Origin of the sequence: Odoribacter splanchnicus DSM 20712, from assembly GCF_000190535.1 — a bacterium.
Taxonomy (GTDB): domain Bacteria; phylum Bacteroidota; class Bacteroidia; order Bacteroidales; family Marinifilaceae; genus Odoribacter; species Odoribacter splanchnicus.
In genome coordinates this window covers 502,767-526,703 of the sequence record NC_015160.1, presented here as the reverse complement: position 1 = coordinate 526,703, position 23,937 = coordinate 502,767, and the positions used below count along the sequence as shown (strand labels likewise).

At 42.4% G+C, this 23,937-nt stretch carries 23 protein-coding genes; 7 read left to right on the top strand and 16 right to left on the bottom strand.

The genetic code is table 11. From position 1 onward, the window contains the following. Positions 1-87 precede the first annotated feature (87 nt). From ODOSP_RS02195 to trmD, 4 genes are all read right to left on the bottom strand, one after another. Positions 88-1,269, bottom strand: a complete 1,182-nt coding sequence (locus ODOSP_RS02195) for a glycoside hydrolase family 76 protein (RefSeq protein WP_013610781.1) — start codon at positions 1,267-1,269, stop codon at positions 88-90. 65 nt (positions 1,270-1,334) lie between these two features. Further along, positions 1,335-2,270, bottom strand: a complete 936-nt coding sequence (locus tag ODOSP_RS02190; protein WP_013610780.1) for a ribonuclease Z — start codon at positions 2,268-2,270, stop codon at positions 1,335-1,337. Between the two features lie 95 nt (positions 2,271-2,365). Further along, positions 2,366-4,210: a 30S ribosomal protein S1 gene (rpsA, locus tag ODOSP_RS02185; RefSeq protein WP_041557133.1), complete on the bottom strand. Its 1,845-nt coding sequence runs from the start codon at positions 4,208-4,210 to the stop codon at positions 2,366-2,368. A gap of 127 nt (positions 4,211-4,337) precedes the next feature. Next, a complete protein-coding gene (gene trmD / locus ODOSP_RS02180; RefSeq protein ID WP_013610778.1) occupies positions 4,338-5,027 on the bottom strand; it encodes a tRNA (guanosine(37)-N1)-methyltransferase TrmD in 690 nt (229 codons plus the stop codon). 205 nt (positions 5,028-5,232) lie between these two features. On the opposite strand from trmD, the gene ODOSP_RS02175 reads away from it, so the two are divergent. Further along, positions 5,233-6,135: a DUF4595 domain-containing protein gene (locus tag ODOSP_RS02175; protein WP_013610777.1), complete on the top strand. Its 903-nt coding sequence runs from the start codon at positions 5,233-5,235 to the stop codon at positions 6,133-6,135. Between the two features lie 83 nt (positions 6,136-6,218). On the opposite strand, the gene ODOSP_RS02170 is transcribed toward ODOSP_RS02175, so the two are convergent. The 12 genes from ODOSP_RS02170 to ODOSP_RS02110 all read right to left on the bottom strand — a co-directional run bounded on the left by ODOSP_RS02170 (position 6,219) and on the right by ODOSP_RS02110 (position 18,036). Continuing rightward, positions 6,219-8,381, bottom strand: a complete 2,163-nt coding sequence (locus ODOSP_RS02170) for a S9 family peptidase (RefSeq protein ID WP_041556286.1) — start codon at positions 8,379-8,381, stop codon at positions 6,219-6,221. Positions 8,382-8,453: 72 nt separating this feature from the next. Next, positions 8,454-9,251 (bottom strand): amidohydrolase, encoded by a 798-nt coding sequence (locus tag ODOSP_RS02165; protein ID WP_013610775.1) that lies wholly within the window; start codon positions 9,249-9,251, stop codon positions 8,454-8,456. Further along, positions 9,248-9,886 carry a uridine kinase gene (udk, locus tag ODOSP_RS02160; RefSeq protein WP_013610774.1) on the bottom strand — a complete coding sequence of 213 codons (639 nt, stop codon included), beginning with the start codon at positions 9,884-9,886 and terminating at the stop codon, positions 9,248-9,250. Before udk ends, ODOSP_RS02165 begins: the two co-directional genes overlap by 4 nt. 19 nt (positions 9,887-9,905) lie before the next feature. Beyond that, positions 9,906-10,688, bottom strand: coding sequence for a M15 family metallopeptidase (locus tag ODOSP_RS02155; protein ID WP_167535980.1), 783 nt, complete (start codon positions 10,686-10,688; stop codon positions 9,906-9,908). After that, positions 10,678-11,226 (bottom strand): 1-acyl-sn-glycerol-3-phosphate acyltransferase, encoded by a 549-nt coding sequence (locus ODOSP_RS02150; protein ID WP_013610772.1) that lies wholly within the window; start codon positions 11,224-11,226, stop codon positions 10,678-10,680. The genes ODOSP_RS02155 and ODOSP_RS02150 overlap by 11 nt, the downstream gene beginning before the upstream one ends. 109 nt (positions 11,227-11,335) lie before the next feature. Further along, the gene (locus ODOSP_RS02145; RefSeq protein WP_013610771.1) at positions 11,336-12,343 is read right to left on the bottom strand and encodes a WG repeat-containing protein; all 1,008 of its coding nucleotides are present in this window, start codon (positions 12,341-12,343) and stop codon (positions 11,336-11,338) included. A 733-nt stretch (positions 12,344-13,076) separates the two neighbouring features. Further along, positions 13,077-15,005: a Rossmann-fold NAD(P)-binding domain-containing protein gene (locus tag ODOSP_RS02135; protein WP_140398519.1), complete on the bottom strand. Its 1,929-nt coding sequence runs from the start codon at positions 15,003-15,005 to the stop codon at positions 13,077-13,079. Between the two features lie 132 nt (positions 15,006-15,137). After that, complete coding sequence (locus ODOSP_RS02130) at positions 15,138-15,650, bottom strand: zinc ribbon domain-containing protein (protein WP_013610769.1); 513 nt, start codon at positions 15,648-15,650, stop codon at positions 15,138-15,140. A 10-nt stretch (positions 15,651-15,660) separates the two neighbouring features. Then, positions 15,661-15,918, bottom strand: a complete 258-nt coding sequence (locus ODOSP_RS02125; protein ID WP_013610768.1) for a hypothetical protein — start codon at positions 15,916-15,918, stop codon at positions 15,661-15,663. 6 nt (positions 15,919-15,924) lie between these two features. Continuing rightward, entirely contained in the window at positions 15,925-16,806 is an 882-nt protein-coding gene (locus tag ODOSP_RS02120; RefSeq protein WP_013610767.1) for a M48 family metallopeptidase, read from the bottom strand. A gap of 11 nt (positions 16,807-16,817) precedes the next feature. Next, positions 16,818-17,471 (bottom strand): cysteine peptidase family C39 domain-containing protein, encoded by a 654-nt coding sequence (locus ODOSP_RS02115; RefSeq protein ID WP_013610766.1) that lies wholly within the window; start codon positions 17,469-17,471, stop codon positions 16,818-16,820. After that, positions 17,464-18,036, bottom strand: a complete 573-nt coding sequence (locus tag ODOSP_RS02110; protein ID WP_013610765.1) for an RNA polymerase sigma factor — start codon at positions 18,034-18,036, stop codon at positions 17,464-17,466. Before ODOSP_RS02110 ends, ODOSP_RS02115 begins: the two co-directional genes overlap by 8 nt. Before the next feature lie 259 nt (positions 18,037-18,295). On the opposite strand from ODOSP_RS02110, the gene rplU reads away from it, so the two are divergent. From rplU to ruvC, 6 genes are all read left to right on the top strand, one after another. Then, positions 18,296-18,607 carry a 50S ribosomal protein L21 gene (rplU, locus tag ODOSP_RS02105; RefSeq protein WP_013610764.1) on the top strand — a complete coding sequence of 104 codons (312 nt, stop codon included), beginning with the start codon at positions 18,296-18,298 and terminating at the stop codon, positions 18,605-18,607. Between the two features lie 51 nt (positions 18,608-18,658). Further along, positions 18,659-18,919 carry a 50S ribosomal protein L27 gene (rpmA, locus tag ODOSP_RS02100; RefSeq protein ID WP_013610763.1) on the top strand — a complete coding sequence of 87 codons (261 nt, stop codon included), beginning with the start codon at positions 18,659-18,661 and terminating at the stop codon, positions 18,917-18,919. A 176-nt stretch (positions 18,920-19,095) separates the two neighbouring features. Beyond that, on the top strand, positions 19,096-20,370 hold the full coding sequence (serS, locus tag ODOSP_RS02095; RefSeq protein WP_013610762.1) for a serine--tRNA ligase: 1,275 nt from the start codon (positions 19,096-19,098) through the stop codon (positions 20,368-20,370). Between the two features lie 197 nt (positions 20,371-20,567). After that, positions 20,568-22,388, top strand: a complete 1,821-nt coding sequence (locus tag ODOSP_RS02090; protein WP_013610761.1) for a tetratricopeptide repeat protein — start codon at positions 20,568-20,570, stop codon at positions 22,386-22,388. A 10-nt stretch (positions 22,389-22,398) separates the two neighbouring features. Then, positions 22,399-22,701, top strand: coding sequence for a DUF4286 family protein (locus tag ODOSP_RS02085; protein WP_013610760.1), 303 nt, complete (start codon positions 22,399-22,401; stop codon positions 22,699-22,701). A gap of 4 nt (positions 22,702-22,705) precedes the next feature. Continuing rightward, positions 22,706-23,263 (top strand): crossover junction endodeoxyribonuclease RuvC, encoded by a 558-nt coding sequence (gene ruvC, locus ODOSP_RS02080; RefSeq protein WP_013610759.1) that lies wholly within the window; start codon positions 22,706-22,708, stop codon positions 23,261-23,263. Positions 23,264-23,937: the final 674 nt, after the last annotated feature.

The following is a 23,937-nucleotide window of genomic DNA, read 5'->3' as shown; positions in this document are numbered from 1 at the left end:
ATTTACTGAATATCCCTAAAAAAATGAACCTCCGTCCGGATCGGTACCGACAACGAAGGTTCACTATTATTCATTCAAATTTACAGATCACCAGTCAAGCTGAGCCGCTTCCGAATACATTTCTACCATACAGGCATTATTCAGCAACCATTTGTGTTCGTCTTTGTGATTACCCGACCAATCTCCATTCAACAGTCCATGTTCATCCCGGGTCTCTTTCCAGGCATAATCTGTATTTTCCATCATCGCCTTTACATATACCGGATTTTTATCCACTTCATACAAAGCTTTTAATCCCCGGAACAGGATCACATTGAACCAAGGCGAACTGGTATAAAACATCGCTTCTCCCCCCTGAACAGGCTGCATTTTCCGAAAATATCCGTGAGCTCCTTTTGCCGTCACCTGAGCATCTTTCAAATAGGTGCTGTCACCGGTCGCCTGGAACAATAACACGCCGGCCTGAATCATTTGCCCGCTATTATAGGTATATTTCTGCTTAGCTATATTCCCTTCCAGATTAATATTATCCCAATACACACCATCCGAGGGATCACATAAATTTTCTTTGGTCCATCGATAAGTCTTCTTGGCCAGATCGAGATAATCAGGATCGGAAGTCAGGTTATACAATTTCATACATAAGACCGTAGCAGGTGCATTCGAACAAGTGTTCTTAGACAATTTCTTCTGTTCACACCAATAAATCCCTCCTCCTAATACTTCATCCCAGCCGCTGTAAATATACCGGTGTAGCTCTTTCGCTCTTTCCAAAACCGCCGGATCTTTCGTCAAAGCATAATAATCACAAAGGTCGATAGCCAACCAGTCATTATCATCATAATAACGGTCACTATACCCGAATTGCATCGGATAAGACTGGTAACAATAGGGTTCCCGTTTACCGTCCCAATATTTCTCCAACCCAGGTAGTATACGATTTTCCAACAATTGTTTATACTTTTCATCTCCTGTAGTCTTATACAGCGAAACACAACCGGATACCATACCGGAATACGGCCAAAGATAAGAGACTCTTTGATTGGTTTTCTGCTGTGTCTCATCGGCCAGATAGGTCGCTCGTTCGTTTTCTTTCGGAGGATAATTCTCCAGCAATAACCCATATTCTTTCACTTCATAAAGAGCCAGCACCTGATTCAATAACGAATCGGCACGTACAACATTAATATTCACCTTCGAATTTTGTTCAGAGGTACAGGCCACACAACACATCCATGCCCCTAACAGAAATAAAGCACATGTTCTCATTCAAAAAATATTTTCAGATTATTAATTCAGCGCAAATATATCACACTTTCTCCGGGTATCGATCATCAGCTTCTTCTTTTTACAGCAGGCACTTCAAAAAGATCTCCGTCAGAACACAAAAAAGTGTTGGGAAAGACTTCCCGTGCTTCAGCCAAAAGTTCCGAGCATTCTGTATAACGGGCCGAAAAATGACCCAATAATAATTTTCCGACTCCGGCTAACTCAGCAATACGGGCTGCTTGCCCCGTAGTACTGTGATAACTTTCTTTTGCTAAAACAGCATCAGCATTCATATAGGTCGCTTCGTGATAGAGTAAATCCACCCCCCTGACATAATCGGCAAAACGCTCCCGAAACAAAGTATCTGTCATATAAGCGAAGGAACGGGCCGGTGGCGGTGCTACCGTCAAAAGTTCGTTAGCCACAATCTCCCCCTCCGGAGTTATAAAATCTTCCCCTCGTTTCAGGTATTGCATAAATGCTATCGGTACGTTCCAGGCCGCAGTCCGATCTTTCAGGATAGTCCTTTCGCGTTCTTTTTCCCGGAAAAGAAACCCACTAACGGGTGTGTCATAATGATGTTTCAACGGGAAAGCCGTCACAGTAACCACTTTATCTTCATAAATCACCTCTTCGCGGCGGGATAAGGCATGAAAAAACAAAGGAAAAGTGAAACGGCTATGCAAGATTTTCATCTGGCACCCGATCAGTTCCTGTAAACGCGGTTCTGCATAAATGTGCATTTCTCCCCGTCTGCCTTGTAAAGAAAGAGTGGATAAAAAACCGATCAATCCAAAAAAATGATCTCCATGGAGATGAGAAATAAAGATGTGATTGATCTTATTATAAGGTACATGAAAACGCCTGAGCTGATGTTGGGTAGCTTCGGCACAATCGATAAGAAAATACCGCCCAAGTACATGAAGTACCTGAGCGGCAGAGTTTCTATTGGAAGTAGGAATGGATGACCCGCTTCCCAATATCGTTAATTCAAACTTCATTTCCGATCTGCAATTTCAGGTTGAGATTTCGTTTGCAAGTTACGAAGACTTTTCCAAATGCCTCCCATCTGAAATCCAGAATCTGAAATCTGAGATTAATCTTTGTTCTCTTCTTTAGCAGCAGCTGCATCGGCAGTCATCTGTTCTTTCAAAGCAGCTAACTCGGTGATATCTCCCAAAGTGGTTTTTTCCAATTTTTCTTTCACCTGTTTAACCGCTTTTTTAGTAGATTTCTCTTCAGCGTTCTTCTTTGCTTTCTCTTCTGATTTCTGAGCATCTTCGAATACACGTGAATGAGAAACGATGATCCGTTTAGCGGCCTTGTTGAATTCGATCACTTTGAATTCCAATTTTTCATCCACTTTAGCCTGACTTCCGTCTTCTTTCACTAAGTGGCGGGGAGTAGCGAATCCTTCAACACCATAAGGTAATGCAACTACAGCACCCTTATCGAAAATTTCGGTAATCGTACCTTCGTGTACAGAATCAACGGTGAAGATCGTTTCGAATACATCCCATGGGTTTTCTTCCAATTGTTTGTGGCCTAAGCTCAAGCGACGGTTTTCTTTATCGATTTCCAATACAACTACTTCAATCGGAGCACCGATCTGAGTAAATTCTGCCGGATGTTTTACTTTCTTCGTCCAGGACAGATCGGAGATATGAATCAATCCGTCAACCCCTTCTTCGATTTCTACAAATACACCGAAGTTCGTGAAGTTGCGTACAGTAGCGGTATGTTTGGTACCTACACCGTACTTCTCTTCAATATTTTGCCACGGATCAGACTTCAGCTGTTTGATACCCAAAGACATTTTCCGTTCGTCACGGTCCAAGGTCAATACAACTGCTTCTACTTCATCTCCCACTTTCATGAAATCCTGAGCAGAACGCAGGTGCTGAGACCATGACATTTCAGAAACGTGGATCAGCCCTTCAACCCCCGGAGCAATTTCGACAAATGCACCGTAATCAGCCATAACCACTACTTTACCTTTTACAGTATCCCCTACTTTCAGGTCAGCACTCAGAGCATCCCAAGGATGTGGAGTCAATTGTTTCAGACCTAAAGCGATACGTTTCTTCTCATCATCGAAGTCCAGAATAACCACGTTCAGTTTCTGATCGAGCGTCACAATTTCGTTCGGATGATTTACACGGCCCCATGACAGGTCGGTGATGTGGATCAATCCGTCTACGCCACCGAGGTCGATGAATACACCGTAAGAAGTGATATTTTTAACAGTTCCTTCAAGTACCTGTCCTTTTTCCAGTTTAGAAATAATGTCTTTCTTCTGCTGTTCGAGTTCAGCTTCGATAAGAGCTTTGTGTGATACAACAACGTTTTTGAATTCCTGGTTGATTTTAACCACTTTGAATTCCATTGTTTTACCGACATATACATCGTAATCACGGATCGGTTTAACGTCGATCTGAGAACCCGGTAAGAAGGCTTCGATACCGAATACGTCAACGATCATACCGCCCTTGGTACGACATTTAACAAAACCTTTGATGATTTCGTCTTTTTCCAACGCTTCGTTCACACGATCCCAGCTGCGCAGAGCACGAGCCTGTTTGTGTGAAAGGGTCAACTGACCTTTTTTGTCTTCCTGAGTTTCTACATAAACTTCTACTTTATCTCCCACTTTCAGTTCCGGATTGTAACGGAATTCGTTCAATGAGATGATACCGTCAGATTTGTAGCCGATATTCACCACAACCTCTCTTTTGTTCATAGAGATTACGGTTCCCTCAACAACTTCTTTCTCTCCTACTTTAGAAAGAGTTTCTGCGTATTTTTGAGTTAACGCATCTTTTTCGGATGCCGGTACCACGGCGTCGTTTTCATAGGCATCCCAATCAAAATTTTCTTCCGGCTCAGCGGTTGTTACCGGAGCTACTTTCTTTGCGGCTTTTTCTGCAGCTTCCACCTGCATCTCTTTTTGTTCTTCTGACATAAATTTAATTGTTTCCTATCTAATGAGTTAGACATTATTTTGAATACGGCCGCAAAGGTAAGAATAATAATCTGTTTTACAATTAATTATTTTATAAAAAAAACGATCAAAAATCTCCTTGCTCCCCGAGTAAATCAGGACGCAATGTTTTCGTCCGTTCATAAGCGACCTTCTCCTGCCATTCCCGTATTTTAGCATGATTACCGGACAGCAGGATATCAGGAACCCGCCAACCGTTGAATTCCGCAGGACGAGTATATACAGGAGGTGCTAACAGATCATCCTGAAAAGAATCGCTCAAAGCCGAACTCTCATCGTTCATCGCCCCGGGAATCAACCTTACGATCGCATCCGTCATAATGCAGGCAGGCAATTCTCCTCCCGTCAGGACATAATCCCCCACCGATATTTCCCTGGTCACGAGATAATCCCGTATACGCTGGTCGATCCCTTTATAGTGACCGCACAAAATCATGATGTTCTCCTTCAAAGACAATTCGTTCGCCATTTTCTGATTAAAGGTCGGAGCATCCGGAGCTGTATAGATAATCTCATCATACTGCCTCTGTGAAGTCAGCTCGTTAATACAATCGAATACCGGTTGAATCATCATCACCAACCCCGCTTCTCCCCCGAAAGGGTAATCGTCTACCTTCCGGAACTTATCTTTCGACCAATCCCGGACATTGTGAATATGAATCTCTACAATTCCCTTATCCTGCGCCCGCTTGATAATCGAATGGTTCAACGGACTCACCAGTAATTCAGGCACCACACTTAATATATCGATACGCATAACTTCTTTTATGATGGATTTAAATTGCAAAGTTAGATATAAAAAGTGAAAATCAGAGTGTATCCGATTTTTTTGACCGAACCTATTTATATAAAAAAATTTTTGAATTGGATTTTTCAATGGGCTTAATTAATTTTGCAAACCGATTATTTATAAATTTTTAATAGAAAAACAAATGAAAAAATTATTATGAGGAACAGCACTCATGGTAGTGTGCTTATTTTCAGCTTGTAACGATGATGATGATGACAAAATCCCACAAGGGCCGGCAATCACATACGCCGGAAAGTTACCTTCCCGTATCGGGGATTACACTTTCGTGTACGATGATAACAATCGTTGCACTCAAGTTAAAAATAATTCTTACGTGTATGGCGAGATCGATTATGACAAGGGAGTTGTGATTATGGATGATGAAGAAGCCAAAGTGTCGTTTAACAGTGACGGATACGTCACAGGCATCAGCGCATCCTGGAATTATAATGAGGATGGTTACAGCTATAAAGGTAGCGGTAAGATTTCATTTTCATACAACGGAAACGGTCAGTTAGTATCTTATACAGAATCTTCCAGCGAGAGTGGGAAAGAGGATGGGGAAAGCTTTTCTTCTCAAGGAAGCTACAAGGCGACTTACACCTGGAAAGATGGAAACCTGATCAAGGTAGTTACCAAGGAAGAAAGTACAGAAGATGGAGAAAAATATGAATACGGTTCTACTTGTACAATCGAGTATGGGGAAGAGAAGAATGAACTGGGACAATATACTTTGGGACAGGCAAAGGTCCTTGATATGGAGGATGCCGATGTTTTTGCGTTAGTCGGTATGCTAGGGAAGGCATCGGCTTATTTCCCGGTTTCGTATACGGAGGAATATTACGAGAAAGATTCGGAACAAAATTACGAAAACGAATATAGCGAAAACATGACATACGTTTTAAATACGGATAAAACCATTAAAACGGAATATATCAATGGCTCTCCGTACTCTTATTCCTATGTTGCAATTGATAATGATAGTGATAATCTCAAAGTACGGTCTTTACTCCCTTCTGATAAAAAGAATTTGAACTTACGCTCATTCTTTATCCGTCATCACGGAAGAAAATAAAATTTCTTAAAAACGAGGCTATCCCATTGAAGGACAACTTCAAAATCGGATAGCCTCATCCTTTCTGATTACAATTCTCCTTTTTATTTCAAATAATCCTCAAAATAATCGGTCACCTTTTGCATCAGGTGAATCCGGTCTTTTCCCATAACGTTGTGCTCGGCACAGGGATAGGGAAAGTAGTCTACCTGTATATTATTTTTAATACATTCCCGGATAAAGCTCAGGCTATGTTCCCAAACCACCGTATTATCGATAGCTCCCTGACAGATCAGTAATTTTCCCTTGAGATCCCTGGCTTTATGAATGAGGCTTACCTTTGCATATCCTTCCGGATTGGTATGGGGGGAATCCATATATCGTTCGCCGTACATCACTTCATACCATTTCCAATCGATCACCGGACCACCGGCAACAGCCACTTTAAATACGTCGGGATGATTGGTAAGCAGGGAAATCGTCATAAAACCACCGTAACTCCATCCATGCACACCGATCCGGTCGGCATCGACATATGGTAAAGATTTCAGCAACTTAATTCCTTCCATCTGATCGGCCATTTCAGCCTGACCACATTGTCCGTGAATCGCTTTTTCAAATTCAGCCCCCTGATTCGAAGTACCCCGGTTATCCATGACAAAAACCACATAACCGTGTTGTGCCATATACATTTCCCAACGACGCATTTCTGCCTGCCAGGTATTCTTTACCATCTGTGAATGCGGCCCCCCATAAACATAAACGATAACCGGATATTTCCGGGAAGCATCGAAATTCATGGGTTTGATCAGACGATAATAATTATTGAACTTACCATCGGCACTCTTTACCGTACCCAACGTAATCTCACCGAAATTATAATCTTTGGTAGGATCTTCCGCCTTCAACAATTCTTTCACTTTTTTCCCGTCATTTTGTACCAGCAGAATCACACGAGGCACTTTCAGACTACTATAATTGTCTACAAAATACTTCATATCGCCACTCATCGTCACTTTATGCCAACCTTCGGCCTGTGTCAAACGGGTTTTCTTTCCGCTTTTCACTTCCACCCTGAACAAATGATTATCGACAGGACTTACTTCAGCCGAAGTATAATACACAAACTTATCATCCTGCCCCACCATTTCGACATCGGCATTCACATCGGTCAGCCTTTTCAACACTTTTCCGGTTGCAGCCTCACACAGATAAAGACTAAAATAGCCATCCCGGTTATTCGTCCGGTAAATAAACCGGGATGGATCGTTTTTCAAAAACACGATCGGGGTCAAAGGTTCTATATAGCGCTCGTTCTGCTCTTCGAGTAAGGTCTTCACAAATTCACCGGTTTTGGCACTGTATTGATTCAATTTCATGTGTTTCTGAGCCCTGTCGAGTACCTGCACATAAATATAATCGGAAGCCGGACTCCAGGCTATGTTCGTCAGGTATTGTTCCCGCCCGAAGTCATCTACGTCTAAAAAAACGGTCTTACCCGAAGCAACCTGATAAACCCCCAGACTGATTTGCTCGGATTTCATTCCTGCCATAGGATATTTGATCTCCCGCAAAGTCCCCATCCTGGAATTGATATCCAGCAAAGGGAAGGTTCCTACCTGACTTTCGTCCTTGCGATAGAAAGCAAGTTGTTTGCCATCCGGAGACCAGAAAATGCCTCCGTTGATCCCGAATTCATTCCGGCTCACCGTTTGTCCGTTGACTATATTCGGATCTTCATCGGAAGTAACGGCAAATTCATTCCCGTTAGCATCTACATAATATAAATTGTTAGCCTTCGTATAAGCCAGTAATTCCTGTCCGTTAGAGGTCACATTCTGTGCTCCTTTGGCAATAGGAAAAACATACGCCAACACTTTTTTATCGGTATCGATCTCATATCTTTTTCCCTGGCGCATAATCACCAGGGTACGGCCATCTTTCCATTCATATTGGGGCCATCCCTTCAAATCCGCCTCCAGCAAACGATTCAGTTCAGCTAATGTCATCAATACTTCGGGTTTTTCTTTTCCGGCCACCTCACCCATCAGGTTCGTCCCTTCCGGATAAGTCAGTACGTTCCGGTCTCCCTGCCATTGAATATACAAATTCTTCGGATAAAGCTGATACCCAAGTACCGCTTCCTCCATAGTCAATACCTTACCGCCACCGGTTTGTGGCTGATCTGTCCGGTCTTCAGACAAATTCCCGGCAGTCAGATTCATTATTGTTCCAACTCCCATGAATGTCATTAATATACTTTTCATTTTATATCGATTAAAATTATAACAAACGTTTGAATAAAGGTGCACAAAGATAACAAAAACTCCGTTTTAGCCTCATTTCTCCCGGAAAAGAAAGTCATCCCGGTCGTCCAATACCGGAAATTTTTTTCTGAATTGCCTCAATTTCTCTATATCCAGTTCCACCCGGATAATGGCTTCATTTCCGGGAGAGGTACTTCCGACCTCCCTCCCCCGGGCATCGGCGACCATCGAATCACCGGAATAGGTCAAACCGTTATCATCTTCTCCGACACAATTGACGCCAGCAACAAAAGCCTGATTTTCAATCGCTCTGGCTTTCAGCAATGTTTTCCAGACTTCGCGGCGCGATTCCGGCCAATTCGCCACGAAAACAGCCAGATCATAATTTTGTGTGTTCCTGCACCAAACCGGGAAGCGCAAATCATAACAAATAAAAGCAGCTATCTTTACTCCCCGAAATTCGAAAGTCAACTGCCGGTCTCCGGGAGTAAAATGCTCGTTCTCCCCGCCCATTCTGAAACAATGCCGTTTGTCATAATACCGGCAATTTCCCTCAGGAAAAGCAGCAATCAAGCGATTATAATATTTTCCATTTTCCCGGTAAACCGTCGATCCCATTACCAAAGCATGCTGACGTTTCGCCCAAGCCAGCATCTTTTCTTCTACGACAGGATATGCATTTGCGACAGATTCCTTAGCGGCAAATGCCACCTCTGCCGACTTCTTTATCATCATACAGCCCGAAGTGAACATCTCAGGGAGTAGAATTACATCACAATCCTCACACTCCGCCATTTTTTTGTCAAAATTCTGTAAATTCTCCTGCAGCTCTCCCCAGGCCAAAGGGGATTGTACCAATGCTATTTTCATCTCCTATCCCTTTCCGACTCGTGGTGAATCAATGAATTAATATTATGAATCAACATACTGACCGCAACAGAATTGAACCCTCCTTCCGGGATAATAATATCGGCATAACGTTTCGAAGGTTCTACGAACTCATCGTGCATCGGTTTTACCGTACAAAAATATTGGGTCAATACCGACTCTATACTACGCCCTCGTTCCTGCACATCCCGTAACAAACGGCGTCCTAAGCGCACATCGGGATCGGTATCTACATATACTTTCACGTCCATCAATTCGCGTAAAGTCCGGTTTTCCAGAATAAGGATTCCATCGATAATAATCACCTGTGCCGGCTCGACTTTGACGGTCTTATCCGTACGGTTATGATTGACAAAAGAATAAACGGGCCGGAAAACAGATCGTCCCTTTTTCAGTTTCATGATATCTTCAATCATCATATCGGTATCGAAAGCACCGGGATGATCGTAATTCAGCTTTGTTCGTTCTTCGAAAGACAAATCGTCATGCGCTTTATAATAATAATCATGACAAAGCGTGATGACACTTTCTCCTTCAAACGCCTCTTGCAACTTTTTTACCAAAGTAGATTTCCCCGATGCCGTACCTCCGGCAACACCGATGATCGTCGTATTCATTCAATCAGATTTATATAAACTATTCTATCACTTTCAGCCGCTCCCTCGCTTCTGCCCTCGACATTAGATTAAAATGCCACCATTCGCTGGGAAGAACCCGGAATCCCGCATCGGTCATCACTTTACGCAATAACCTCCGGTTGTGCAAATGAGGTAAAATAATCCGCCCTTGCTTCACCATCGCCTCCTCCCGGTCAGGCCTCGCCTCCTCCCCGAAATAATCGAACTCACTTCCCATCGGCAAAACATGTCCTAAAGAATCGACCAAAGTCAGATCGACAGCAGCACCGTAATTATGCAATCCACCACCATTCCGGGGATTACTGACATACACCCGGTTTTCAGTCCCTTTGACCAAATCCCACATTTCTTGCTGCACCTTCATCGGACGGGCTGCATCATATACGAGCAGACTCAATTCCGGCCTCAGAAGTTTCAACTTTCGCTGGGCTTCTGCTAAACGCCCGGCGGCCTCCGGTAACAGAAATGCTTTCCGGATATCCCGATACAGCACCTTTCCGGCAAAATTATCGGATGTAGCATACACCAAATGTACAGCAATCGTAGGATCGACCTCCCCGATATCCACCAATCCTAATTGGCGCATCCGCCGTTCGGTTCCGGAATCTTCTTTTTGTCCGGAGGTATCCGCAACGACACGCTCAACGGTAATTTTCGGTACTTCTTCAGTCAGAACAGGCTTCTGCCTCTTTTCTTGGTTACCGCAACCTCCTCCGGCACTTCCAAGAAAAATACATACGCTTCCGAAAAAAACTATTCTCCGGAGCGTACTAATTACCATTAGAAAAATTCTCCGGATACTTTGGATTAGCATCGTGGTAAGTACTCATAATATAGGCTAAATCAGCATCCACATCCTCCGTCGGATAAAACAAAGGCCCCACTTCACAATATTTTCCTTTATAATCGATGCGGCCCAAATAAACCGGAACGCCTGCCGCTTTCGCAATAACCAAAAAACCCTTCTTCCATTTCTTCCGCTTTTTACGGCTTCCTTCAGGGGTGATACACAAATACATCGAATCGCGTTGTTTAAACTCGGTAATCATCTGCTCTACCAACTGACTATCTTTATTACCGCGATCCACCGGTATCACATTCAATGCCCGCAGAATCATCCCGAGCGGAAAAAAGAAGAATTCCTTCTTCATCAAAATAAAAGCCGGAATACCCTGACTCAAAAAAGCCAGTTCTCCCCAGAAGAAATCCCAATTCGAAGTATGAGGAACAGATATAATCACCGCTTTTTTCTCTGCAGGCAATTCACCTTTGTATTTCCAGCCGGCCAGCCACATAATAAATCTTGCCAGATATTTCATAAGTATACACTTTTTGTCGGTCCAATCCTATTTACCAATTCGCGTCAAATTTACAAAATAAATTCATTCTCTGGCAAAGATTTATCCTGTTTAGCAGCCTTGAAAAAGTTTATCTGTTATAATTCAAGGTTATCCGGTAAAGTCCATCCTCTATAGAGCATAGATAGAGATCCTCCGACAAGGCCTCGATATCACTATAAAGAGCCTCTGTAATCCGTTTACCTTCTGCATCCATCAGTCCATACCGGTTTCCTTTGGGATTCCAAACCGAATAAGAAAAATAGCGGCTTCGGTTCATCCTTTCTTCTCCATTATCGAAATATTCTCCAGTAGAATAATACAGGGGAAGGATAGCATCATATACAAAAGGCCGGACCACCGTTTTTCCATCTTTTCCGATCACTTGTTGCTTGCCCCCCTGAATACAGACTATCCCTTCGGGTACTATTTTCAGCCAATCGTATTCCACTGGCATAAGGATTTGTAACGAATCACCCAAAACCCCCCACCGATCTCCTTTTTGAAGTATCCGAAGTCCTTCTTCGGGCATATAAATATAATCGTATCGAGGTGCAACTTTCCATTGTCCATTGCGATCGATCAAACCACATTGCCGGGCATTGTCGAAGACGGCACAATAGCCTCCTTTAAACAGATAATCCATCTCCTGACTACCGACCGGATAGCTCCAGGTCGGCGGGATAACTGTCCGTCCTTGCCGGTCGATAAAACCGATCTTCCCTCCCGACATCACAGCCGCCAATCCTTCCGAAAACACCCAGGCCCGTTCATATTGTGCGGGAATCACCACTTCGCCGGTATAACAATTCAGATATCCCCTTTTCCCCTTCCGGCAAAACACAGCTAAAGAATCGGCCTTATCACCGGTCACCAGCCACTCTAAACGATCCAAAATCACCTGTTGCGTAGCCCGGTTTTTCACCCTCTTTTTCCCATTCGAAAATTCTTCATACACATACTTATCACTCAATACCTTATTGTCAGCAAGATAGGTATGCCGTTCCACACTTTTAATATAAGCTGTTCCTAGAACAATCATGATCCCCAATAAAGAGAAGGCAATCACAGCAACGATAACTTTCCAAAAAATTTTCATACTATTATTTTTTAATTCGACTTTAAGATTTACTTTTATCTATATCTATTAGATATTATTTTTCCCAAAATCTATCATCTGTTCAAATAATAGTAGGTCTATTTTTTTTCTTTCTATTCCGATTCCGGTTTTTATACCGTCAGACCGGTTCGCCAGGACCGGTCCGCTAAGGCTTTCCTTCACTGACCGGCGGAACTCGCTTCGCTCAGACACCACCGGTCGGGCGTTCGGAAAACCTAACCGGACACTCGTTCCTGCTCCAATGGTCTTCCGCCATAAAACCCTGCATCTCACGTTAACACGACCTGGCAAAGGAAGGATTAGAAAAATTTTATAGAATAAAATACCGGCTCACCTCTATCGGATTATGGATAATTGGGTTACTTTACCGGAAAATCTTTTTTCGCTGAAATTTATGGTTTTCAGGTTCGGTTTAGCTTGCCAGGCAGTGATAACGTCAGTCGGAGGTGTTCGTGTTCGGGGACCATTGGAGCTCCGGCGAGTGTCGTCTTGCTTTTTCTGAACGACCGACCGGTGGTGTCTGACGGAAACGTAACGTAAAGTTTTTTGCGCAGTGAGGAGTTCCGCCGGTCAGTGAAAGAAAAAGGTAGATGACCGACAGAAGCGACCGCGTCCCCGAACACGAATACCGAAGACGAACAAGGACCGGAATAATTCTACCTTTTAAGTAGGTACCAAGATTTCAATAGGTACAAGAAATACATTACATCGGTCAAAGTAGATTCGCTTTGGCCAGTTCCCAAATATTTCTCACGCTATCCCGGTCATACTTCCGGTAGGGTTCTCCGAACCGTTCCTCCACTTTCTTCAATTCTTCCCAATCCACCAAACAAGCATGCTTCTTATGTTTTTCGTCCTTATTCACCGAAACAAAGTCGGGAATATCGCTCAAATGCCAGACATCCCACTCGTGAACAAACAAGGTGGCATTCCAATGCAGGTGTTCTCCTTTGGCCAAATTTTCAAACCGCTCGTTTCCCAAAGCCTTTACATATTCCTCTTCAGTAGACCATTGTGCAAAATCCTGAGGCGTAAGCCCGGCTAATTGCAACTTGGTATAAATATGGGAGGCAGCCGAAATATTGGTCATCTTTTTAATCGGCGACAACGCTTGCCAAGGCACCTGTTTCTCCACAGCTTTCTGTGCATTGTAATAGGCATGGATCTTCCGGGCAGTCATCTCCCGACTCTCATTGATGATAATATCTTCAGTGTAAATATTGTCGTTACTGCCATATAAACAAATTTCTTTAAAACATTCCTTCGCTTGCTGAATATAACTGTAATCTCTTGTATTATAGACATCTGTCAAAATTTTAATCTGATCGTTATCGGTTTCCCTTGAAATGAAATGCGACAATTCGACCGCAGTCTTTATATTCAATTCATCTTCTCCCAAAGCGACCAGAATGTATTTCAACCCGGCCAACTTATCTTTCAACAAATTGAAAAACTCACTACTATTCACTTCCGCCTCGTGATATTCGAGCTGATAATTCTTTAAGCCCGGATAATAATGTTCGAAAAGACCCGCCTTGCATTTCATCTCTTTATCGATAATCGTAGCCCGGAAAGTCGATCCGACAAACTGCCCCTGTTCTATCATTGCTTTCAATGCCTCACTCCCCATATTCCCAAATCCGATAATCAGCATACTGAAATCAGACAAGGCGACAGCTTTAGAAGTTTCCAGTTTCAGGGCATTCACAGGAGGATAATTCGTGATCAATTCCTGAGCCGCCAACTTAGACCGGTTAAAAATATGTACTTCGACATTCAAAGGACCGATTTTTTCTGCAAAAAGATCGATCAGTTCTTCCGAATCGGCATTCACATAAAGCCTTAATTCCTTGGGTAATAACTGCAATCGCCGGATTTCCCCGATCACTTTCAGGGACATGTGAATATTATAATCTTCATTCTCGGACAAGAAAAACATCCGGCAAACCGATTTATCGACCAATTTGGAAATCTTTAATTCGTCGAAAGCAACCTCTTCAGAAAAATCTTTTTTCAGGAACACCGCCTCTGTTTTACTGATTTTTTCAAATAAAGATTCTTTATCCCGGAGACGGGGTAAGGACAAATTTATTTTTGGGAAAGCCACCAATTTGTGTTTTACATTCTTATCGATAAAAAGAATAAAACGCTTCCTGTCTTTTTTCAGTAAATCTTCCGCCAAAGCTACAGCTCCTTCGTTCAAATCGAAAAAGATATAACTGTCTTTCGGGGTAGAGAGTTTTAATTTCAGCCAGGACAGGAATTGTTTGCCGAACAATTGCAAAACGACCAGAAAGCTGACCAGAAATGCCGCAAAGTGAATAATAGAAAAAGCGAACATATAAGTCGCGTTTGTATGCATATGATGCCTGACTTCGAGTAAATCCGAATGCAGGAAAAACATGTGAAACGTGGACAAAAAAGAACGGACCACCAAGGTTATCAGCGATTCTTTCGTCCCAGCTTCCCAATAACCGATGCAATAAATTACAAATCCTGCCAGGGCAGTCAGTGGAATCAAGCCCCAATCCCTGAACTTGTAAAACGATCGTTTATCCTTCACCAACCACAGACAACACAAAAACAACACAACGATAAATCCTGCCATTTTCAGGATTTCAAAAATCAAATTCTCCATCATATCAACCATTTAATTATTCCTCTTTCAACATCAGTTCACTTTATTGGCTTGTTCCACAAATACTACAATAAATCAGAGCGCCCGAAAGCGCTCTGTACACTTTTTTACCCCACTGTAAGAGCTTTCCTAAAACTACAGTTTAGCTCCGCATCCGCTACAAAAGAGAGCTTCAGCAGGCATCGATTTACCACATTGGGTACAAAATTTTCCTCCTGCCGGAGCAGCGGTGTTATTGTTCGTATTCCGGTAAGCTTCGCGGGCAATGGTATCGGCAGCAATCATCATCACTTTATCGTCCATTTTTGCCTGGGCAATCATCCCGGAAATCTGGGTAATCAATACCGGCCAGAACAAAAACATAGAAATCAAAGTCGGAACCGCCTGTTGTCCGAAAATCCCGACTCCGGCATCGACCCGAATCTGTTCGTTTGCCGGATAAATATGGACTTTCAATGCAGTTTTCATTCCCAATACAGCTTTAAACATATTCCCTTTCGTAATCGAGATATCATACCCACCGCTAATCAGATCCTGAGCCTGTACCTGGTAACCCTCATTAGTAAAAGTCCCGGTTATATCTTTAACTATAGCCGGAATAATCTCCGGTGAAGCAAAAAATGTCTTTGTTGATTTAAACGTTCCCATAGCCTAGCTTTTAAAGTTTTAAATCCTGAATTTCCTTGTACTGATGGATAGCATACAATACACTCATTTCTGCCAAAAGATTCTCTACCTCACTCAATTGACCGGGCGAAAGAGTCTGTTCCAATTTTTTTAATAAATTAACCACCAGATTAGCCTGATTTGTCAGCTCGTCGTCTGTTACGATCTGATCTTCCATTATTTTCCTGAATGTCGGCCGCTGAGCAACCAATTCATCGATGTTCAGTATTCCTTCTTTATCAAACAACATATTCTTTTATTTTAATTTGAAACCACAATGTTTACAATAAATCCAATCCTTTTCTAAAGGCTTTCCACAGTTAGGGCAAATCAGTCCGTCTTGTTCCAATTTTATATTTTTCAATATTCGCTGACATTGTTCTGTTTTACCCCATTTCAGAATCTCACGTACCCGAATTGCCGTAAAAGGATGAGAAGCTCCTAAAATAGCATAATTCTGTAACAATTTATCCCAAGTATTGTTTTGCAGCGTATCATAATAATCGGCTTGTTTTACAAACTCTTCGACATTCACATTTTGAGTAATCTCCCGCGGACCACCGGCTAGCCGAAGCTGTACTTCGACCACTTTCTCTATACTCCCTAAAGCGACAGCACCTGCACGATCTGCCGACAGTTCACTTCGCCTGCTCCAGTATTGCAAAGCCCAATACACCGGCATCACTGCATTTCCCAGTATTCCCATACGTTCTATATTCCTGAGTAAAGTCGAAGCCAGGGTATGGTAAAGCATGTGCCGGCAAGCGATATGTCCGCATTCGTGGGCTATAACCGAAGAGACTTCTTCATCGGTGAGGTATTCCAGCAATCCCGAAGTCACAGTCACCATCGTCCGGGTATCCCCCATCGCATAAGCATTCGGATAAGGATCCATTTCGAGATAAAACTCAGGTTCTGAAATTGAGAGCCTTTGACAAATCGGAGGCAATTTCTGATAAATTTCAGGCAGCTGAGTCGGTGAAAGCCGAATTTTATTCGCCATATTCATACCGTGCACAATCTGCTCGTCATAATAACGCATAAACAATTTCATCGCTGCTGCAAACCCAGGGATAGCTTCCATATTCCGGCGTGCAGCTTCATCTTCCGGATGAATATAATCAGCAGGTCTTACCATAACTTAACTTATTATTTTATACTAATCATATAATATTTCGAATCTTTCCAACTATCGATAAAACGATCCAAAGGATAATACCGGACAGGCTCTTCCATCGCAACATCGTAGACTTCGACCCGAGGCGGTTCCGAATAATCTATGTTACGAACGAGGACTACGTGATCGGGTATTTCCCCAATCCAGCGATCCTCGAATTCCTCCTGTTCAAGATTCCCGCTCAGCTCACCACCATCGACACAAGCAATGACATCGTGCCCTTGTTCTAACTCCCGGAACAATTCGTTTATCTCCCGGCAGAAGCGTCTCTCCACCTTCAATCCGAAACTCTCGACCAATTTTCCGATATATTTCAAAGGAGTCCCTTTCTCCTCCTCATACCAATGCTGCTTCAGCGCAATCTGTATCAGTTCCTCTTCCGTCACCTCTTTCCCTCGCTTTTGTAATACAGCAAGTTCAGAACGAATCACACACAGATTCCGACAAGACGATGCAGCAAAAAACACCGGAATATCGAGACTATTGCAAGCCACCTCGAAAGCCTCTCTCTCTTGTCCGTCATGCTGCAGGACCTGCCATATTTTCAGATTCTCCTCAGGAGTAGTATTCCCATCCAGATAAGCAGCCAAAAGCTCATCCGATAAAGAGTCCAGACGATCAAACATAATGTTCCTCCTCTCTTATTACTGCTATTAACTGTTTTACAGCCCGATGCCGGATGTTATACAAATTTTCCACAGTTACATTCATTTCCCGGGCTAACACTTTCGGGTCGAGGTCCTTTAACTCCAAATCGACCAACACCTGACGATATCGTTCATTATTCATTTTACGAATAGCATTCCAGACGTCCATCTTACTGATCAGTTCCGGTAAAAAATCAAAAACTTTCTCTTCTTCTTTTATTGGAGCCGATTGATTCCGATAATCCATCAGTACCCCTTTTCTTTTTTGAAAAAAACGTACAGCAACAACCGTCAACCAGGTCGTCAGTTTACTCCGGAAATCGAACTGCCGAAGTTTATACCAATTATCCGATTGCAAATAAAGATACAACTCGTTGATCAGCTCGTTTTTATCGAGTTGACAAGGACAAAACCGATGCAGTATATAATTGAACATCGGCGTACATTTATCAAAAAACAAATAACGGACAATCTCTTCATCACCGATAAGTAACCGATCGACTAATTCCCTATCACTAATCAGTGCGTAATCTTTTTCCTCCATATCCCATTAATCACCATAAAAAATACTCCTTATAGCACAATTTGTTTTAGTATTGCAAATATAAACATTCGTTCATTTTTCCAAAATTTTAATTTTGTAAATATCTGATTTTTCTTCTCCCGAAGCGATGATTTTTTTCTAACAAATATTTGTTTCACCGAAAATAAGCATTAAATTTGCGACCTGAAAATTTTCCTCAGGGGTACAATAAGCGGTTCATAACCCACCCCATGGTATTAACATTAAAACAACAAAACAAATGTACGCTATTGTTGAAATTGCAGGACAGCAATTTAAAGTAGAAAAAGACCGTAAGGTTTATGTTCACAGACTGGCAGCCGAAGAAGGCGCTCAGATAGAATTCGACAGTGTTCTTTTAGTGGACAATGACGGTCAGGTTAAGATCGGTACACCGAAAGTAGAAGGCGCAAAAGTTACCGCAAAAGTATTGAGCCACCTGAAAGGGGATAAAGTGATCATCTTCAAAAAGAAAAGAAGAAAAACTTTCGAAAGAAAGAACGGTCACCGTCAATATCTGACTCAGATTCAAATCGAATCTATCAACGCTTAAGCTCTGTAGAGTGATTTTATTATTTTGTAACTTCTAAATTATTAATACGATATGGCACATAAGAAAGGAGTCGGTAGTTCAAAGAACGGCCGTGAATCAGAAAGCAAACGATTAGGAGTAAAAATCTGGGGTGGACAATTTGCTAAAGCAGGAAATATCCTGGTTCGCCAAAGAGGTACTGTACATAATCCGGGTGAAAACGTAGGTATCGGTAAAGATCATACTTTATTCGCTCTGATCGACGGAACAGTTGTTTTCAGAAAGAAAAGAAACAACAAATCGTTCGTTTCAGTGGAAGCTGCTGCAGAATAAACTGAAAAGATATGAAATATTAAACTCCTGTATTCTGCCCGGATACAGGAGTTTTTTTTATAATTTTACCCTTCGAAAATAAGGAATGAGTAACGATAGAAGGTGGAACGATTAACAGTCAGCTTACCCTTGAATACATTGTCCGTCTGAAATCGTAAATCTAAAATATTCAAATTATGTTGAATCTGAAATTTATCCAGGAAAATAAAGAAACCGTCATAGAGCGCCTGGCTGTAAAAAATTTTGATGCCCGTGAATCCGTTGAAAAAATCATCGCTCTCGACAACCAGCGAAAATCCTTACAACAGGAGGCAGAAGCCAAACAGGCTCAAATGAATATCATCGCCAAAGAAATCGGTAAACTGATGCAATCGGGACAAAAAGAAGCCGCAGAAAAAGCCCGCCAGGAAACGGCCGATCTGAAATCAGCTATTGCGGGATTGAATAGCCGGCGCACCGAAGTCAGCAACGAATTAACCGACATTTTGCTCCGCCTGCCCAATATGCCCCATGCCTCTGTGGCTAAAGGAAAGTCTGAAGCAGACAATGAGATCGTTAAAATTGTCGACAACATACCCCAAAAGCATGAAAACGATCTGCCCCATTGGGAACTTGCCAGGAAATATGATTTGATCGATTTCGAAACCGGTGTAAAAATCACCGGTGCCGGTTTTCCCCTGTATAAAGGCCTGGGAGCACGACTGCAACGGGCATTGATCAATTTCTTCCTGGATGAAAATATCAAAGCCGGTTATCAAGAGGTACAACCACCCCTGATGGTGAATGCCGACTCTGGCTACGGAACCGGACAGTTACCGGACAAAGACGGTCAGATGTACTATGTCAACGAAGACAATCTCTATCTGATCCCGACTGCCGAAGTTCCGGTAACCAACATTTACCGCGACGTCATTCTGGACGGAGACCAGCTACCGGTAAAAAATACCGCTTATTCCGCTTGTTTCCGCCGGGAAGCCGGTTCTTACGGCAAAGATGTAAGAGGATTGAACCGGTTACATCAATTCGATAAAGTTGAAATTGTCCAGATCACCCGTCCCGAAGTATCCTACGAGGCCCTGGAAGGTATGGTGAAACATGTGGAGAGCCTGCTGATCAAGCTAGGCCTTCCCTATCGCATCGTTCGCTTATGTGGTGGAGATATCAGTTTCACCTCTGCCCTGACTTTCGATTTTGAAGTCTATTCCAAAGCACAGGAAAAATGGTTGGAAGTCAGCTCTGTATCCAATTTCGAGGAATTCCAGGCCAACCGCTTGAAATTACGGTTCAAAGACAAGGGAGATAAGAAAACGACAACCTGCCATACGCTGAACGGAAGTTCACTGGCTCTTCCCCGGATTGTCGCTGCCTTATTGGAAAACTATCAATGCGAAGAAGGTATACGGCTACCGGAGGTGTTGCAGACGTTTATGGGGACAGAGATGATAAGGTAAAAAGTAAAGACTAAAAGTGATGGACTAAAAAAAGCCAGAGGCGATGGGTTAAAGGTTAAAAGGTATTAGATGCCGAAGGCAAAGAATGGGAGCTATCTTAGAAGTTAAAAATTTGACTTAGAAGATAGCTCCTTTACTTTTTAAAATAGGAAATAGCTGAGAAATCCGTATCTTTGTAAGCAAATGTATCGGGGTTTATGAAATTTATTGTCATTCTTTTTTTGCTATTCACTTCTATTTATACACTGGCCCAACAAAGTGATTCTCAATTGGCCTATACCTATTATCAAGCCAAAGAATACGATAAAGCTGCCGAAAAATTTTTGAAATTATACGAACGCACACACTCGGCAAATTTTCTGGATTATTATATTATCTGCCTGATTAATGGTAAAGAATACGACAAAGCCGAAGATACCCTGAAAAAATTACTGAAAACCGACGATAGCAATAAAGATTTTCTGATCGACCTGGGCTATATCTATCAACAACAAGGGAAAACCAATAAATCGGAGGAATGTTACGGGAAAGCAATCAAAAAAATTATTCCGCAAAATACAGCAATCATTAATCTGGCCAATAAATTTAAAAATATCCGGGAATATAGCTGGGCGATCAAGACTTATCAGCAAGGCCGGATACTTTTGAAAAAACCGGATGCCTTTCTGAAAGAATTAGGGGATTGCTATCTGATGGAAAGAGATTACGAACAGATGATGCCTCTCTTTGTCCGCACCCTGGAACTGAACCCGGGGAGTATCGACAATATTACCGCCCAGCTAAGTTTTGCCCGTTCGAACGACATTGTCAATAGTATAGACCCGGTGATCGAAAAAACACTGAAATCCTTATGCCAGAAGACGGATTATCTCCCGGTTTTTGATGAATTGGCTGTATGGTATAATCTACAAATCCGGAATTATCTCCTGGCACTTCAACATGCTGTATTATTAAATAACAAGTCTGAAAATAAACTGCATATTTTTTTGAATATAGCTCTCGATGCGATAAACAATAAAGCTTTCGACCAAGCCACCATAGCTTACCAAAAGATCCTCGGCAAAGGCAAGGAGAACAATCCGTTTTACCTTCCGGCCCGTAAAGGTATATTAACTTGTCGGTATGAACAACTCCGGCAAAGTCCTGCCGACCGTTCAGACTACCTGCAAATAGCCGGAGATTGTGAGAAATATATGCAGGAATTCGGTTATACTCCGACCAATATAGACATTCTCTCTTTATTGGCCGAGCTCTATGCCTATCGACTCCAACGACCGGATTCGGCCGATCGCTTGCTCGATAAAGCCATCCGGATGCCAAGGTTAAATTCCAACACTTTGAGTCAGCTGAAATCCCAAAGAGCCGATCTATTGACTTTTATGGACAATCCCTGGGAAGCGACTATCCTATATACCCAGCTTGAAAAGGCAAATCCGAACAATGACATCGGGTATGAGGCCAAACTGAAAAAGGCAATGTTAGCTTATTATGCAGGTGATCTCTTGTGGGCAAAAGCTCAGTTCGATGTATTGAAAGGAGCAACAAGTAAGCTGATCTCTAACGATGCTATCCAAATGTCCCATTTCATCCATATGAATTATGAGGCAGAAGGGGATAACCGGGATTTAGAAAAAATGGGACGCACAGAATATCTGCTTTATAAACAACAGTTTCAAGAAGTTCTCCCCCGATTGGACAGCCTGATCGGGCACTGTTCGCCGGGTATCTCCGATTACGCCACCCTGCAAAAAGCCCGGTCGCTCTGCGCATGTTTCCAGGATGAAGAGGCTGCCAAGTTACTAAGCGAATTAAAAGATCGTTCGGAACAAGTATATATCAAGGCCGAAGCTTTATTCCAACTTGCCGGTCTGAAGAGAAAACAAAAAGAACTGCAACAAGCGAAAGAATTGTATCGGTTACTCGTCACCGATTATTCGGGTAGTGTTTACAGTATTGAAGCAGCCAAACTCTACCGGGATCTGGAAGCCGGAGAACAAACAGAGGTAAATAACCTTTAAAACGAATTTTATGCGAATCATTTACAATACCAGTTTTATCATCGATGAAGACATCGAAACAGCATGGATCGGTTTTATCCGGAAGAACTATATTTCCGTACTTCAGACCAACCGCCTTTGTGAAGATATTATCTTCACCAAAGTATCGATCGATCAGCCCGAAGGTAAAACTTATTCCTTACAGTTGGTTTTCAATTCCGAAGAACAACAAAACCACTTTTTGGATGAATGGCTGCCGGATATAGAAAAAAAGATTATCCAAATTTTTTCTAATCGGTATTTATGCTTTAGTAGTATATTGACAGAAATCTAAAGTTATGGAAAAATTAATTATGGGAATCGACCCCGGTACCAACTTTATGGGATATGCGATCATCAAAGTATTCGGAAAAAACCAAAAACCGGAATTAGTAGTATCGGGAATTGTAGATATGATTAAAATTACAGACCCTTATATCAAACTTCAGCGGATATTCAGCCGTACCCTACAAGTGATCGATAGTTATCAACCGGATGAACTGGCGATAGAAGCTCAGTTTTATGGAAAGAACGTTCAATCCATGCTAAAACTCGGCCGGGCTCAAGGGGTTGCTATTGCAGCTGCTCTCCAAAGAGATATCCCCATTTTCGAATATGCTCCACGGAAGATTAAAATGAGTGTTACCGGTTCGGGAACCGCCTCAAAAGAACAAATCGCCCTTTTACTAGGTAAGTTTATGACTTTACACACCACCTCAGAAATGCTGGACGAAACAGATGCTATTGCTATCGCTTATTGTCATTATCTGCAAAGTTGTAATCCGCTGACTTCAGCAGGGCATACCTGTAAATCCTGGAACGATTTCATCAAGAAGAATCCGGATAAACTAGTCTGAGCAATCTTATTTTTCAGCTTTCCGGCATATTGATCTATCTCATAAGATACGAAAGGAAGACCAGCGAACTTTTACTTATCAATTACCTCCATATAATTAAACAGATAAAGTCATCAAAAAACGTAGGTTCATTTTTTTTCTTTCTATTCCGATTCCGGGTTTTATACCGTCAGACCGGCTCACCTCTATCGGATTATGGATAATTGGGTTATTTTATCGGAAAATCTTTTTTTGCTGAAATTTATGGTTTTCAGGTTCGGTTTAGCTTGCCCGGCAGTGATAACGTAAGTCGGAGGTGTTCGTGTTCGGGGACCATTGGAGCTCTGGCGAGTGTCGTCTTGCTTTTTCTGAACGACCGACCGGTGGTGTCTGACGAGCCTGCGAGGAGTTCCGCCGGTCAGTGAAAGAAAAAGCTAGATGACCGACAGAAGCGACCGCGTCCCCAAACACGAACACCGAAGACGAGTAAGTAACAGAATAATTCTACGTTTTCTCAGGAACAATGGAGAAAAGAAGAACAAACTTTAATTCGCTCCTTCTCCAATTCTCAGGTTGTAAGTATAAACACCACCGCCTAATACGCATTTACCATCTTTATTTTCCAGCATGATCAGGATACCTTTGCATGTGATTCGATATGCCTTTTTGGCATTCATTTTAAATAAATGGTAAAA

Excerpts from the sequence above, each read along its gene's own strand:
- ODOSP_RS02195 (WP_013610781.1), bottom strand. The coding sequence starts at position 1,269 with ATGAGAACATGTGCTTTATTTCTGTTAGGGGCATGGATGTGTTGTGTG.
- ODOSP_RS02190 (WP_013610780.1), bottom strand. The coding sequence starts at position 2,270 with ATGAAGTTTGAATTAACGATATTGGGAAGCGGGTCATCCATTCCTACT.
- rpsA (WP_041557133.1), bottom strand. The coding sequence starts at position 4,210 with ATGCAGGTGGAAGCTGCAGAAAAAGCCGCAAAGAAAGTAGCTCCGGTA.
- trmD (WP_013610778.1), bottom strand. The coding sequence starts at position 5,027 with ATGCGTATCGATATATTAAGTGTGGTGCCTGAATTACTGGTGAGTCCG.
- ODOSP_RS02175 (WP_013610777.1), top strand. The coding sequence starts at position 5,233 with ATGGTAGTGTGCTTATTTTCAGCTTGTAACGATGATGATGATGACAAA.
- ODOSP_RS02170 (WP_041556286.1), bottom strand. The coding sequence starts at position 8,381 with ATGAAAAGTATATTAATGACATTCATGGGAGTTGGAACAATAATGAAT.
- ODOSP_RS02165 (WP_013610775.1), bottom strand. The coding sequence starts at position 9,251 with ATGAAAATAGCATTGGTACAATCCCCTTTGGCCTGGGGAGAGCTGCAG.
- udk (WP_013610774.1), bottom strand. The coding sequence starts at position 9,886 with ATGAATACGACGATCATCGGTGTTGCCGGAGGTACGGCATCGGGGAAA.
- ODOSP_RS02155 (WP_167535980.1), bottom strand. The coding sequence starts at position 10,688 with ATGGTAATTAGTACGCTCCGGAGAATAGTTTTTTTCGGAAGCGTATGT.
- ODOSP_RS02150 (WP_013610772.1), bottom strand. The coding sequence starts at position 11,226 with ATGAAATATCTGGCAAGATTTATTATGTGGCTGGCCGGCTGGAAATAC.
- ODOSP_RS02145 (WP_013610771.1), bottom strand. The coding sequence starts at position 12,343 with ATGAAAATTTTTTGGAAAGTTATCGTTGCTGTGATTGCCTTCTCTTTA.
- ODOSP_RS02135 (WP_140398519.1), bottom strand. The coding sequence starts at position 15,005 with ATGATGGAGAATTTGATTTTTGAAATCCTGAAAATGGCAGGATTTATC.
- ODOSP_RS02130 (WP_013610769.1), bottom strand. The coding sequence starts at position 15,650 with ATGGGAACGTTTAAATCAACAAAGACATTTTTTGCTTCACCGGAGATT.
- ODOSP_RS02125 (WP_013610768.1), bottom strand. The coding sequence starts at position 15,918 with ATGTTGTTTGATAAAGAAGGAATACTGAACATCGATGAATTGGTTGCT.
- ODOSP_RS02120 (WP_013610767.1), bottom strand. The coding sequence starts at position 16,806 with ATGGTAAGACCTGCTGATTATATTCATCCGGAAGATGAAGCTGCACGC.
- ODOSP_RS02115 (WP_013610766.1), bottom strand. The coding sequence starts at position 17,471 with ATGTTTGATCGTCTGGACTCTTTATCGGATGAGCTTTTGGCTGCTTAT.
- ODOSP_RS02110 (WP_013610765.1), bottom strand. The coding sequence starts at position 18,036 with ATGGAGGAAAAAGATTACGCACTGATTAGTGATAGGGAATTAGTCGAT.
- rplU (WP_013610764.1), top strand. The coding sequence starts at position 18,296 with ATGTACGCTATTGTTGAAATTGCAGGACAGCAATTTAAAGTAGAAAAA.
- rpmA (WP_013610763.1), top strand. The coding sequence starts at position 18,659 with ATGGCACATAAGAAAGGAGTCGGTAGTTCAAAGAACGGCCGTGAATCA.
- serS (WP_013610762.1), top strand. The coding sequence starts at position 19,096 with ATGTTGAATCTGAAATTTATCCAGGAAAATAAAGAAACCGTCATAGAG.
- ODOSP_RS02090 (WP_013610761.1), top strand. The coding sequence starts at position 20,568 with ATGAAATTTATTGTCATTCTTTTTTTGCTATTCACTTCTATTTATACA.
- ODOSP_RS02085 (WP_013610760.1), top strand. The coding sequence starts at position 22,399 with ATGCGAATCATTTACAATACCAGTTTTATCATCGATGAAGACATCGAA.
- ruvC (WP_013610759.1), top strand. The coding sequence starts at position 22,706 with ATGGAAAAATTAATTATGGGAATCGACCCCGGTACCAACTTTATGGGA.